Source organism: Microbulbifer sp. S227A (assembly GCF_049800935.1).
Window position 1 is genome coordinate 167,276 of record NZ_JBNAFZ010000009.1, and the last position, 13,463, is coordinate 180,738.

Here is a 13,463-nt window from a genome sequence, read left to right on the forward strand (position 1 = left end):
CCCATGACTGACACCAGCCAAGTGCGCATCAACGGCCAGCGCCTGTGGGACTCCCTGATGGAGATGGCGCAGATCGGCGCCACCGACAAAGGCGGCTGCAACCGCCAGGCCCTTACCGACCTCGACAAACAGGGTCGCGACCTCTTCGTAAACTGGTGTGAAGACGCCGGCTGTTCCGTCTCCGTGGACGAAATGGGCAACATCTTCGCGCGCCGCCCGGGCAACAACCCGGAGCTACCCGCGGTGCTCACCGGCTCCCACCTAGACACACAGCCCACCGGTGGCAAGTTCGACGGTGTCTACGGCGTGCTCGCCGGCCTGGAAGTGGTGCGCGCGCTCAACGACGCCGGCATCGAAACCGAAGCACCGCTGGAAGTCGCCGTGTGGACCAATGAAGAAGGCGCCCGCTTCTCCCCCGCCATGATCGGCTCCGGTGTGTGGGCCGGCGAATTCGACCTCGACTACGCCTACGCCCGCGCCGACAAGGAAGGTAAAACCTTCGGCGACGAACTCGCGCGCATCGGCTACAAGGGCGCAGCCCCCGCCAAGCCGCGCCCGCTGGCCGCCGCCTTTGAAGTGCATATCGAACAGGGCCCAATTCTGGAAGCCGAAGAAAAACAAATCGGCGTACTGAGCGGCGTGCAGGGCATGAACTGGTACGACCTCACCCTGATCGGCCAGCCCTGCCACGCCGGCCCCAGCCCCATGGAAATCCGTCGCGACCCGTTTATGGGCCTGCACAAGATCCTCGACCAGCTGTACAAACTCGCCGCAGAACACGGCCCCTGGGCCCGCGCCACCTTCGGTGATATCCGCGTCGAGCCCGGCAGCCGCAACACCGTGCCGGAGAAACTCGTTCTCGCCGTCGACCTGCGCCATCCGGACCAGCAAGTGCTCGATGCCATGGACCAGCGCTTCCGCGAAATCGCCGCTACCGTCGCCGAGGAAACCGGACTGGAACACGACATCCGCGACGAATGGCGCTCTCCCGCCGTCGCCTTCGACAAGAGCTGTGTCGAAGCGGTGCGCGCTTCCGTCGCGGACCTCGGCTACAGCAACAAAGAGATGGTGTCAGGTGCCGGTCACGACTCCGTGTACATCTCCCGCGTCGCACCTACCAGCATGATCTTTGTGCCCTGTGAAAAAGGCTTGAGCCACAACGAAGCGGAGAATGCCGAGCCGAAGGATCTGGAGGCGGGCGCGAATGTACTGCTGCACGCAATGCTGAAGATGGCCAACAACGCCGAGTAACGAACGCACTTACGAAGTAAAAAATTTAATGCGAAGCCGCTGTTGCCGGTGGCTATTCGCGAGACCTTCTAAAACAGGGATGTTTTAGAAGAGCCCCCAGGGATGGGTGCACGGCGTGTCTCGCGAATAGCCACCCCCGGCCCGGGCGCCCCCGCGCCCCAACACAGCGCCGCACAAATAGGGAAACCAACAATGACTGAATTCACCTACAAACACCGCAAAGACAACGGCAACACCGAGGCCCTCAAACGCTGGGGCATCGACTCCGAATACGGCGTGCTGACCGACCTGCTGGTAGGTCCCATCGACCACTACACCTGGCAGATGGGCAACGCCGCCTCCCGCCGCTCCGTGCGCCTCGGCCGCGAATTCGATGCCACCGTCGCCAAGCGCCAGCACCAAGAAATGCTCGACGCCTACAAACAAGCCGGTGTTAACACCCACCTGTTGCCCGCAGACGGCAACCTCCCCTACCAGCTGTACGCCCGCGACAGCAGCGTCATGACCCCGTGGGGCCCGATTGTTACCCAGATGTATTCCCCCTGGCGCCGCGGCGAATGGGTCGACGTAGTGAAGACCTACCAGAAACTCGACATCCCCATTTACGACATCATCACCGCCGGCAGCCTCGAAGGCGGCGACTTTATGGTGCTGGAACCGGGTGTCATCCTGTGTGGCTACAGCGGTGAGCGCACCTCACCCCAAGGCTTCAACCAGATGAAGAGCTGGATCGAAAAAGAAGGCTGGGAAGTAAAAGGCTACCAGTTCGACCCCTACTTCCTGCACCTGGATGTACTCGTAGCCGCGCTTGCGGAAAAACTGGTCGCGGTGTGTGTGGACGCGGTAGAGCCAGAACTGGTGCAGTGGTTTAAAGACCGCAACTTCGAAATTATCGACATCTCCTACCCGCAGGTGATGGAGCTTGGCGTCAACGTGGTAGCGCTCGGCAACGACCGCGTAATGCTACCCGCCGACAACACCGAACTGAAAGAAAAGTGCCGCGCTCACGGCCTGCAGGTGATCGATCCAGATATCTCCATGATCACCGCCGGTGGCGGCGGCGTGCACTGCATGTGTCAGCCACTGGCGAGAAAGCCTGCCTAAGCAGGCTGGCACAAAAAAGGTCGGCCATAGGCCGACCTTTTTTATTGCTGGAAAATTTTTCGCTCCGTACTAAGGCTCACAGCCGATTCAGCGCGCCGCCTTAACTTCCTCTTCACTCACCACTATTACCTCATCGCCCCAGGTATTGGTGATAAACGCGATGATCGCCGAAACTTCGCGGTCCGTCAGAAACTCCAGTGGCGGCATCAAATCCTCTTCACCGCCATTGCGGCGCGGTGCCGAGCGCCCGTGTAACACGGTCTCAATCAACAGCGGTTTATTTGCCAACAATGCGGGATTGCGCAGAGATGGGTACAACGCCTCCTCGCCATAGCCGTCAAGCTTATGGCACTTTTGGCAATTATCGGCAAAGGTAAGCGCACCCAGTCCAATCAGGTCTCGGGTCTCCTGCTCTGAAGCGACGGCTCCCAGAGAGAGAGTCGTAAACAGTATGCCGATGGATAATGTGCGTTTCATATGCTGTGCCCTGTTGCCAGTCAATTGTACGAGGTTATTTTCCCTGCGCGCGCAGCCATCCGGAGCCGGCGATGCCGCCCGCGGCACAGGCCAGGATGATCACCAGTGGCGTCAGCGTACCCAACGCCAGTGCACCCACACCCAGTCCGCGCATGGGCAGCATTACCAACAGCAAAATGCCCGCAGGTATCAGGGATAGCAGAAATCCACGACTAATCCAGCTTTTGCGCCACGGCAGCAGGAAAATCAATCCACAGATGCCACCCCAGACAACACGCTGGTAAATATAGGCATTGGACAGATGCGGCGCGATATCCACAGACAGCGCCCGGGTAATCCCGTAGTGCCCCAGCGCCCACAAGCCCAGCGCATAGCACAGGCCCGCTACACCGCCGGCGGCAAAACAGATGGAAAGGTTTTTAATAAATTCTTTCATGTACGACCCAGCGAAAAAAACTTCAGGTCAATAGTACACGAGTAATTACAATACACATGGCATACTGAGCCACAAATATTACCTGTACCCACAGGATACTGTTCGACCTATAACGTCAACGATAAAATAATCGCACAAAAATTAAGCACCAATCATTGTGCGGTCTCTCGCCGCTCACACTGATTCAGACCTTATTCCAATGACAGTACGGCAATCGCGTCTTTTTGGCGAAAATTCGGAAATACAGCACCTGAGAATGGGCATTGGGTCCATCGCTGGATTTTGTGCTTTTTTCATTTACCCCTGCGCAAGCTATCTCGCCATGCTTCTTGGGGGCGCTTTAGTGGAGAAAGGCTACTTGGTAGCCATGATCAGTTTTTCGCCGCTGGCCTTGGCACTCTTTTTTTCCGTAAATTTAAGTCCTTCGCCATATCCGTTTTAATGTTTATTATTTTTTTGACTTCGGCATTCGGATATTTTTTGTTTGAGTCGAACCTTCGAGCTTTGATAGCGAAAAATACTAAATTCTATTCCGAGCATTCCGTGTTACCCACATACTCCGAAAATGAGCACGCCGGATTAACGGTAACTTCAATCGGAAACTTTGAGTATGAGATTAGCAGCCCGAAGAATTGGTCAATCGAGCTTAAAACCAACATACTCAATAGCAAAATCAATTATTCGTCTCCTGATAATGACACAGCGTCATTAGTTTTCAGGTGCTTTAATCCAAACAAAAAAGACGCGGATATCCCCACACTGGTCAGTAAAATCAAGCCCAATAGTTCAAGAGATACCGGATTTAACGTACAACCGGAATGCTATCGCTCACAATCAGACTTAAAAGTTTGCTTGATGCAACAACAATTACAGAACAATGCTCAAATCTGGAATTTATATTTATTAGATGACCTGGCCGCACATGGACTAAAAATTTCTGCAAAAACCACCAGCACAAGTTATGCATTCAAAACGCAATTAGCCAAGTCGCTATCTTCTATAAAACTACGGTCGACGGATGGAAGTATTGGTGAGTGCCAAGGGGTTTCTAGGATGATCGATTTTCCGTCAAGCTAGGGTGGGCAGATGCCTCTATCACCGCCTTCATCGCTGGACACTCCCAATTGCGCTTTAAGGTCGCATCCGCCCCTTCTTTGAACAAGTTGTAACGCTCGCTCGTTGGGGCACCAGTTATTGCCTCCCAGGAATTTCTCGCCGGGCTTCCTTCCACGAGCTGCTCCCGGATTTTTTTCACAGAAACTCTCAGCATTGTCTCTTCTGTCAAACTATCTTGCTGACGACTTATGCTTTCGAAAATTCCGCAAACCACCTCGAAATCATTTACAGTCGGCTTGCCACAAGCTAATAACCCAAAGGAAATTGAAGCTGTTAAAAGTATACGCCTCATAGTCACCACTTCCTCTTTATATCCCAGCGTAATTTACCGTAGGCATTCTCCTCTAGAGGATATTTTGGCTGGTAAATGACCTCCCATTGTTTCGGGATGTAGTCCATCACAAAATTTTCTTCTGCATCCACAATAAAAACCCAAAGCCCATTTGAGTGGCGCCATGCGGTCCCACCTAAGGCGGCTATCTTCTGCGCGGTGATGTTCGGTGCATGTAAGAAATATGAGGAGCACGCGAAAATAAAGTCGCTATATGGCGCTCCCTCGGCTGCCCGTATCTGACGCAACTTCATTGCGGTATTGTCGTCTACTGCGGATTTCATCAGACCGGTAACAGTCGCAGCAACTGCAGCTGGCCAAGCGAGTAAGCCCAGAACATACAAGCTGATATCCAGCTCGTCTGGCCTTTTTTCATTAACGGCATAATCAACAGCCCATACCGCTGGCGCTATCAGCTTGCTCGCCGTCGAATTCCCGAGTTTGTCGAGGCCCATTGAGGCCCATTGAGGCCAATGTGGATGCCGTCGACTTGATTACCGAATTATGATTATCAATGATTTCCGTTGCTTGCGGCACTTTATCCTCCTTGAAAAGTAAACCACGGAGGATTCTAAAGGAGGCAAAAAGCAATATTCATATTTATAAATTTAACTCTGGCACGAATTAAATATTGCTTTATCGGGAGGGAGGATTGGGGGTAAGGACAGCGGGCATTATCCAGATATAACCGAACGTTGCCCGCCCTGTGAGACAGAAATTTATGCGGGGCGTTTGCTAGGGCCGTAAAGCTCTTCCAGCATGCTGTCGATACGCGCAGCCAGGGCATCCTGGGTATCGTCCAACAGAATCACGTGGCCCATCTTGCGGCCCGGGCGCAGCTCCTTGCCATAAGACCAGACGCCTTCGTTCTGCAGCGCTGGCTTTTTATCCACACCCAACATATTGATCATGACTGCCACGCGGTCGCAGCCGGTTTCGCCCAGCGGCATGCCGAGAATTGCGCGCACATGGTTGGCGAACTGGCTGGTTTTAGCGCCCGCCAGGGTCCAGTGGCCGCTGTTGTGGACACGCGGCGCCAGCTCGTTGATCAGCAGGCCATCGTCACTGACGAAACACTCCATCGCCAGTACACCGACATAGTCCCAGGCGTTCATCAACGTGGACAGGTATTCTTCCGCAGTGGTTTGCAGCTTCTCATCCACATGCGGCGCCGGTGCGGTGGATACCAGCAGGGTGCCGTTGTAGTGATCGTTCTCGGCCAGCGGATAGGTGACCACTTTGCCATCGGCGGTACGCGCACCGATCAGGGAAACCTCGCGGGAAAAGTTGATGCCCTTTTCCACCACGTATTCCTGCGCCGGTACCTGGTCGGCGATTGCGGCGAGGTCTGCGTCGCTGTTCACACGCCACTGATTTTTACCGTCGTAACCGTGTTCACAGCTTTTGATAAAGGACGGGTAACCCAGTTCTTTGACCGCCGCACAGATTTCATCGTAATTGTTGGCCGGGCGGAAAGGCGCCACTGGCAGGCCGGCATCATTGATCGCGGTTTTTTCGCGCACGCGGTGCTGGGTCTTTTCGAAGGCATCCGGACGCGGGTACACCGGGCAGAATTTTTCCAGCGCGCGCAATAGACCCACATCCACACTTTCGCGCTCGGCGGTAATCACCTCGGGGCTGCCCATCGCCTTGTACAGTTCTTCGATATCAGCGCCTTCACTGGCGTGCACAATGGTGCCGAGCCCTTCCACGCAGGTCGTGTTTTCGCCACCCTCGGCAAGGAAACTGAACTCGATTCCCAGCGGGCGGGCTTCCTGGGCCATCATCTGCGCCAATTGGCCGCAGCCGACAATACCGACACGACGCTGTGCAGATTGCTCTTGGCTGGATGTCATTTCCGCGATACCTCGTAAACCTTCAGTGCTGGTCGCACTATTCAAATATCTAGCTGGTCAACAAATCGAATAAATCGGCGAACCGGCTTATTCAACTTCAAACGGCACACCGGCGCTCTGCTTTTCACGCCACGCGATCAGGCGCTGCTGCAGCTCGGAGTCGGTCAGCGACAGCATCTGTGCAGCCATCAGGCCAGCGTTGTAGGCGCCGGACGCGCCCACCGCCTGGGTGGCCACGGCCACGCCCTTGGGCATCTGCACGATAGACAGCAGGCTATCCATACCGGTCATAAATTTGCTCGCCACCGGCACGCCGATCACCGGCAGCGGGGTCATGGCCGCGATCATTCCCGGCAGGTGCGCAGAGCCGCCGGCACCGGCGATGATCACCTGGGTACCGCGCTCGTGCGCGGTGGAGGCGAACTCGACCATACGCTGCGGCGTACGGTGCGCAGAAACCACGGCCGTGGCAAAAGGCACACCCAGCTCGGTGAGTGGCTTGGTCGCCATTTCCATGGTCGGCCAGTCGGACTGCGAGCCCATCACAATGGTGACTTTTTCAAACGGCAGCTGATTCACGGGGATAACTCCAGTGTTCGCGGGCACCACAGCGCTGTTGTTCACTGGCGGCACCGGGGAAAAACAGGGTCTTGCTGGTCACGCTTTCGAGAGTGCGCCCACCCGACCCGAAAATTTTAGGGGCGAGAGGATAGCAAAAATTGGCCGCAAAAGTACGCTATACGGCGTTTTCCCACGGGTTTCATCGCGGTATCGGCGCTATCTAGCCGGAAAAGATGGCTTTTCGGGCTCCCGTGGTCGCGCTTGCACCACCGGAACCCCAAAATATAGTGTGGCGAGGCGGTCACAACAGCTATAAGTGGCCGCCTGGATGGAGTGATATGTGGCTGCGGAAAGGTCCGGCCTCAGTCCGCCTCTCCCGCTTCCGCATTGCGTTTTTTGCGCAGGGCTTCACGCAACATCGCCTGCACCGGCGCCTCGGACGGGCGCACACCCCGCCACAGGTGGAATGCCTCCGCCGCCTGCCCCACCAACATACCCAGGCCATCTGCGGTGCGGGCGCCCAGCGGTTCCGCCCAGCGCATAAACGGCGTTGGTTCGGCACCGTACACCATGTCGTAGACACAGCAGTCCGGGCCCACCACCGATGCGTCAATGTGTGGGCGTTCGCCGCTTAGCCCGGCCGCACTGGCATTGATGATCAGGTCAAAACCCGCGGGGATATCTTCCAGACCTCCGGCAGTCACGCTGCCGAAACGCTGAAAATCCTCCGCCAACTGGTGCGCCTTGGAGGCGGTGCGATTGGCAATGTGCAACCGCGCGGGCTGCTCGTTAAGCAGGGGCAACAGCGTTCCGCGGGTAGCACCACCGGCGCCCAGCACCAGCAGTTTTTTGCCGCGAATCTGCCAACCGAGGTTGTCACGAATATCCGACACCAGACCGGGGCCGTCGGTATTGTCGCCCAGCAAACGGCCATCTTCCTGCAGTGCCAGGGTATTTACCGCACCCGCACTGCGCGCGCGTTCGGTCAGGCAGTCGGCGTACTCAAATGCGTCCAGTTTGAAGGGAGCGGTGACGTTCAGCCCGCGGGCGCCGGCGGCAAAAAATTCGTCCACCACCGGTTTGAAGTTATCGACTTCGGCAAACAGTTTGCCGTACTCGAGATCCTGATTGGTTTCCGTGGCAAAGGCGCTGTGAATCACCGGCGACATGGACTGCTTGATAGGATTTCCGATGACCGCGTATTTATCCATAAATAACCTGAATCTCGTTTGTTATATTGCGTTGCACTTGCTTGGCTTGCGGTACTGATTATTAAAATGTTGGTCGCAACAATGTACGTCGTTACAGTGCGCGCAGTGCCTTGCGCACTTGCACGGTTTCATCGACGCCAACCAGACTGTCGATTTTCAATTCTCCCTGGTATTCGCTCACCAGATAGCGTGTGATGGCACTGTATACCTGCTGCGGTTTTTCGCCACGAGCGTCAAGCAGTATCCAATTGAGGGTGGCGAGGCTGGCATTTTCGTTCAGCTCGATCACATCGGTCACCGCGCCAACAATCTGCGTTACCCCAAGTTTCTGGTAGAGCTTCAGCAGTTTCTCGACCCGACCAATAAAGTAGCCCCGATCCAGTTGTGACTTTTTGCCATTGGAAAAGTGGTAGTGCAGCGGGAACCGATAAAAATCCGCGATTTGCTCTGCGTCTCGCGCCTCAAACAGTCGGCGGTATTCGAGAAACAATTTATTAATGTCTTCGAGACGAGCCTTGTGCATATCGTTACCTCTTTTTACAGCAGCCCCACAACCTATGATTTCGGCAAGGCATTTATATCCAATCCCGGTGCGGCAGGAAGTCAGTATACAGTTTCGCCTCGGCACTGCCCTCTTCCGGGTGCCAGTCATAACGCCAGCGCACCTCGGACGGCAGTGACATCAGGATTGACTCTGTACGCCCGCCACTTTGCAGGCCGAACAGGGTGCCGCGGTCGAACACCAGATTGAATTCCACGTAGCGGCCGCGGCGATACAGCTGGAAGTCGCGCTCACGTTCACCGTACGGAGTATCCTTGCGTTTCTTCAGGATCGGCAGATATGCATCCAGATAGGCATTACCCACTGCCTGCATAAAGGCAAATGCATTATCGAATCCGCCTTCATTAAAATCGTCAAAGAACAGGCCGCCCACACCGCGAGCCTCCTTGCGGTGCTTCAGATAAAAATATTCGTCGCACCACTTTTTAAAGCGCGGATAAATATCCTCACCGAAGGGTGCACAGGCCTCTTTCGCGGTCTGGTGCCAGTGCACAACGTCTTCTTCAAAACCGTAGTATGGGGTCAGGTCAAAGCCCCCACCAAACCACCACACAGGGTCCGCGCCTTCTTTTTGCGCCACAAACAAGCGTACATTGGCGTGGCTGGTGGGCGCATAGGGGTTGCGCGGGTGAATAACCAGGCTGACACCCATCGCTTCGAAGGAACGGCCCGCGAGCTCGGGGCGTGCTGCGGTAGCGGACGGCGGCAACTTGTCACCGTACACATGGGAAAAGTTAACCCCGCCTTTTTCGATCACATTGCCATTTTCCAGCACCCGGGTGCGGCCCCCGCCGCCACCCTCACGCTCCCAGGCATCCTCAAAAAACTGCTGCCCGTCCACCGCCACAAGTTCCGCACAAATGCGGTCTTGCAGGTCCAGCAGATATTTTTTGACGGCCTGAATGTCGATGGTACTCATGTAATGCTCACGATTTAATTTCGCTAGTAATAAGAATTTCTGTCGGGATTATCCCGCGCGCACAATGCGACCGCTGGAAGCGTCGCGAATTTCACTGGGGGATGCGCGCCCACCGGTGCTGCCGCCGCCAATAAAATCCAGCGCGTCGCCAAAATAACGCAACACTTGGAATTTTTGACGCGCCGGCTGACAGCCTGCCGGGTTGGCGGAAGTCGACACAATGGGACCACCAAATGCCCGCGACAGTGCCGCGGTAAACGGGTGGTTGGTATGGCGCAGGGCGACACTGTGGTGCACGCCGCTGACCCACGGCGGTATCTGGTCAAAATGCGGCACGAGCCAGGTAACCGGTCCCGGCCAAGTTGCATCGATACGCGCGCGCTGATCGCCGGAGAGATTGTGCAACAGACCGGAGAAGTGGTTCACGTCGCCCGACACCAGGATCAAACCTTTTTCCAGCGGCCGGTTTTTCAGGCGCACCAGACGCTGCACCGCTTCGGCATTGTTCGGGTCACAGGCAAGGCCCCACACGGATTCGGTCGGGTGGGCAATCACACCGCCGGCGGCAATGATACGCGCGGCGCTTACCAGACTGATGCCTGCACCAGGCAAATTGGGCGTGTGCGTTGTGGAGGTGTCGTCGACGGCGGTAACGGAGGTAATTTTCTCGGACAAGGCTAGGACTCTTCAGGTCAGCAAGCGGAAGACGCGGCGAGCGCGCCGGGTAGACGTCCTCGGTACTTTTCGATGCGCCACTCAATGCGCAACAGTACTGGAAGGTCGTCAGGTGGCAGCGCGGCAATTTATCGAATACTACCAGCCTAGACAAGGTAGCCTGAAGAGACAGTAAGGTTCCAGCGCCACCTCACCGTCATACCAGATCGCCACGCCGGACTCGCTCTCGCTTTAGTCTGAGTAGGTAACGCTGTGGCCGAATTTGTTACTGCAGCTCCAGGAGCCATGTTCGGTGATCAATACCTGATTTTGTATTCCCCCGGGCACTGATCACCGGTGTAAACCTTGATCCCGAGCGGCGCCACAATTGAGGCTCTAGGTTTTGTACCGGGCGCATAAAGTCACTGCACTGTTTGACCGCGCCGAATTCCGGATCGAGGTAGTCAGGAGTTACCGTACCGATTTTTCGCTTATTCCACCAGCCCGGCCAGGGCTTTGGCACCACTGCCGGTCAGCTGATAGCCTCCGGGGAGCTGCTCCACCAGCCCCTCCAGCTCCATGTGCAACAGGCTCGCCATCAACTCCCCGGTATCACCACCGGTGTCGCGAGCCAGCTGCTCGATACTGCGCGGGTCACCGCCGAGGGCGACAATAAGGCTGCGCTGCTCCGGTGGCAGGCGTATGCCGCTATCCGCGGTCTGTTCAAACAGCGATGGCTGCTGCGCCAGTCCCGACAACAACCCACCCAGTTCAGCCACGATATCCGCGCTGGTTTCCACCAGATGGGCGCCGTTTTTTATCATGTGGTGACAGCCGCGGGCCATGGGGTTGTGCACGGAGCCGGGGATCGCGAATACCTCACGATTCTGCTCCAGCGCCAGGCGCGCGGTGATCAGCGACCCGGAACGCACCGCGGCCTCCACCAGCAAGATGCCCAGGCTCAAACCGGAAATAATCCGGTTGCGCCGTGGAAAATTGCCGGGCTCTGGCGCGCTGGCCAGCGGCATTTCACTTACCAGCGCGCCGCCCGATTCCAGGATCTGCTCTGCCAGCGCGGCATTCCGCTGCGGGTAAATACGATCCACACCGGTGCCGAGCACGGCAACAGTTTTGCCTGCGCCGCGCAGTGCCCCCTTGTGTGCCATGGCGTCGACCCCGAGTGCCAGGCCAGAGGTAATAGCGAAGCCAGCGGCCGCGAGGTCCGCGGAAAATGCCTCGGCATTGTCGAGACCGGCGCGACTGGCACGGCGCGCCCCCACCACGGCGATCTGCGGCAGAGACAGCGCCAGGGGATCACCGGTGATATACAAAACGGGCGGCGGACGGTCGATTTGGCGCAGCAACGACGGATAGCTTTTGTCATCGCAATGCAGCAGATAGATGCAGTTTTCCACACAGCGCTGGCGTTCAGCGAGTGCCCATTGCGCCAGTTCACTGTCGCAGCCCAGGCGCTGGTATTCGGCCAGCTGGGCGCGGGCGCGCTCGGGTAATTTGCGGGGGAAATGGGTGGCAGACTGCTGGAGAGCGGCTTCGGCGGAGCCAAATTGCTCCACCATTTGCCAATACAAACTGGGGCCAATGCCCTCCAGCCGAAGCAGAGAGAGAGTCGCGGTCAACGCATCCATGCGATTTGCCGTAAATATTGTTCAGTAAAGCTTTAGGATTGAAGGAGCCGGGGAAAACGTAGCGAGCGGCCGCCGTCAGGCGACCGCGCAGTAGTTTTTCAGTGATTCCTAGGGGTTGCGCACCAGATCCATCACTGCCAGCGGCTTTTCGGCTTCCAGCACCAGGCCGAGGCTCATTTTTTCGAAGCTGCGGAATACCATCAGCACACCGGCGCGCTCGTCCGGCAGTTTCACGTTCTGGCGGGCGATGCGATCGCGCACGGTGGCGCCGCGCTTGTAGATCGCCAGCACATTACCGGGCTCCAGGCCTTCGCGCAGGCCGCGGTTGATGGCAACCACGTCGTACTTGGCGACCTGGGTTACACCCTCTTCCACGCCGAGGATGACGCCATCCACGGGCACTGCCGGAGCGCTGGGCTGAAACAGCGCAGCAATCGCGCGCTCTTCCACCGGCAGCAAGCGGTCTTCCAGGCGCATGTCGCGACTGCTGCGGGTCACATCCAGGGTGGCCACGGCGAATTCACTGTTGGCGTTATCCACATCCAGCTGACGGAGGTCTACGGAGGCGACATCCAGCGCTTGCTGACCCAGCTCTTCGCCGGTGTAGGGATCGGCGTAAACCGGACCCGGGCGGTAGACCCCGTAAGACGGCAGCGGCTCGCGGAAATCGCCGCGGGCGTAAACTTTTTCACCGGCACCCATCAGGATGCGCTGGTCCTGCCCAGAGATTACGTAGGGAACACCGCGGAAGGCGTTGGGGCCGACGATGCGGGTGCGCGACAAGAAGGCATTGATGGCGTCCAGCGGAATGGCTGGGATCGCGGTATCAATGGGTTCGCGGCGCACGGAGGGACCCAAGCGGTTGTCACTGGCCGGGCTCAATCGGTAAGCAGTGGGCGCGCGCTCGAGTTCGAGGCGCGGCTGGCCGTCAACGTATACCAGATTGAGGCGGTCGCCGGGGTAGATCAGGTGCGGGTTCTCTACCTGCGGGTTCACCTGCCAAATCTCTGGCCAATACCAGGGCATAGAGAGGAAGCGCCCAGAGATATCCCACAGGGTGTCGCCCTTCTGGACGGTATAGGTGTCCGGATGGTCGGGCTTCAGCAGCGTATCTTGTGCGTGCAAGCCAAAGGTCGCCAGCAGGGTTGCGGCGGCGGCCAGTATTATTTTTTTCATGGAAGCATTCCTATGCTTTTTTGTCGCTAACGCTATTGGCCATCCAGTCTGCTGATGCTTTATACGGCTATCGCTGAGGTTTTATATCGCTATAATCTGTCAGCGCTGGGCCCGGCGGTGGCCGCACTACCAGACAGGTGTTCTGCTAGTGCTTCTGACCACA

Annotated in this window: 15 protein-coding genes; 3 read left to right on the top strand and 12 right to left on the bottom strand. The window is 57.1% G+C overall.

The window, feature by feature from the left end:
* Positions 1-3 precede the first annotated feature (3 nt).
* Positions 4-1,251: a Zn-dependent hydrolase gene (locus tag ACP15R_RS20020; RefSeq protein ID WP_224868293.1), complete on the top strand. Its 1,248-nt coding sequence runs from the start codon at positions 4-6 to the stop codon at positions 1,249-1,251.
* Positions 1,252-1,443: 192 nt separating this feature from the next.
* Positions 1,444-2,355, top strand: coding sequence for a dimethylarginine dimethylaminohydrolase family protein (locus ACP15R_RS20025; RefSeq protein WP_077399111.1), 912 nt, complete (start codon positions 1,444-1,446; stop codon positions 2,353-2,355).
* Between the two features lie 87 nt (positions 2,356-2,442).
* On the opposite strand, the gene ACP15R_RS20030 is transcribed toward ACP15R_RS20025, so the two are convergent.
* Positions 2,443-2,832: a c-type cytochrome gene (locus ACP15R_RS20030; RefSeq protein WP_224868291.1), complete on the bottom strand. Its 390-nt coding sequence runs from the start codon at positions 2,830-2,832 to the stop codon at positions 2,443-2,445.
* 34 nt (positions 2,833-2,866) lie between these two features.
* Complete coding sequence (locus ACP15R_RS20035; protein ID WP_224868289.1) at positions 2,867-3,268, bottom strand: hypothetical protein; 402 nt, start codon at positions 3,266-3,268, stop codon at positions 2,867-2,869.
* A 543-nt stretch (positions 3,269-3,811) separates the two neighbouring features.
* On the opposite strand from ACP15R_RS20035, the gene ACP15R_RS20040 reads away from it, so the two are divergent.
* A complete protein-coding gene (locus tag ACP15R_RS20040; RefSeq protein ID WP_424987913.1) occupies positions 3,812-4,345 on the top strand; it encodes a hypothetical protein in 534 nt (177 codons plus the stop codon).
* Here the strand turns inward: ACP15R_RS20040 and ACP15R_RS20045 are convergent.
* The 10 genes from ACP15R_RS20045 to ACP15R_RS20090 form a co-directional block, all read right to left on the bottom strand.
* A complete protein-coding gene (locus ACP15R_RS20045) occupies positions 4,317-4,676 on the bottom strand; it encodes a hypothetical protein (protein WP_424987915.1) in 360 nt (119 codons plus the stop codon). The two genes, ACP15R_RS20040 and ACP15R_RS20045, sit on opposite strands and share 29 nt — an antisense overlap.
* A 2-nt stretch (positions 4,677-4,678) precedes the next feature.
* Positions 4,679-5,170, bottom strand: coding sequence for a hypothetical protein (locus ACP15R_RS20050; protein ID WP_224868286.1), 492 nt, complete (start codon positions 5,168-5,170; stop codon positions 4,679-4,681).
* Between the two features lie 264 nt (positions 5,171-5,434).
* Positions 5,435-6,571: a 5-(carboxyamino)imidazole ribonucleotide synthase gene (locus tag ACP15R_RS20055; protein WP_224868284.1), complete on the bottom strand. Its 1,137-nt coding sequence runs from the start codon at positions 6,569-6,571 to the stop codon at positions 5,435-5,437.
* Between the two features lie 87 nt (positions 6,572-6,658).
* Positions 6,659-7,150, bottom strand: coding sequence for a 5-(carboxyamino)imidazole ribonucleotide mutase (purE, locus tag ACP15R_RS20060; protein WP_318247436.1), 492 nt, complete (start codon positions 7,148-7,150; stop codon positions 6,659-6,661).
* A 344-nt stretch (positions 7,151-7,494) separates the two neighbouring features.
* Positions 7,495-8,343, bottom strand: coding sequence for a shikimate dehydrogenase (gene aroE, locus ACP15R_RS20065; RefSeq protein ID WP_224868282.1), 849 nt, complete (start codon positions 8,341-8,343; stop codon positions 7,495-7,497).
* A gap of 91 nt (positions 8,344-8,434) precedes the next feature.
* Entirely contained in the window at positions 8,435-8,866 is a 432-nt protein-coding gene (locus ACP15R_RS20070; protein ID WP_224868280.1) for a hypothetical protein, read from the bottom strand.
* Positions 8,867-8,918: 52 nt separating this feature from the next.
* On the bottom strand, positions 8,919-9,824 hold the full coding sequence (gene hemF, locus ACP15R_RS20075) for an oxygen-dependent coproporphyrinogen oxidase (protein ID WP_224868278.1): 906 nt from the start codon (positions 9,822-9,824) through the stop codon (positions 8,919-8,921).
* Between the two features lie 48 nt (positions 9,825-9,872).
* Positions 9,873-10,499, bottom strand: coding sequence for an L-threonylcarbamoyladenylate synthase (locus ACP15R_RS20080; protein WP_224868276.1), 627 nt, complete (start codon positions 10,497-10,499; stop codon positions 9,873-9,875).
* A 470-nt stretch (positions 10,500-10,969) separates the two neighbouring features.
* Complete coding sequence (gene dprA, locus ACP15R_RS20085; RefSeq protein ID WP_224868274.1) at positions 10,970-12,124, bottom strand: DNA-processing protein DprA; 1,155 nt, start codon at positions 12,122-12,124, stop codon at positions 10,970-10,972.
* 108 nt (positions 12,125-12,232) lie between these two features.
* Positions 12,233-13,300: a LysM peptidoglycan-binding domain-containing protein gene (locus tag ACP15R_RS20090; RefSeq protein WP_224868272.1), complete on the bottom strand. Its 1,068-nt coding sequence runs from the start codon at positions 13,298-13,300 to the stop codon at positions 12,233-12,235.
* Between the last annotated feature and the right edge of the window lie 163 nt (positions 13,301-13,463).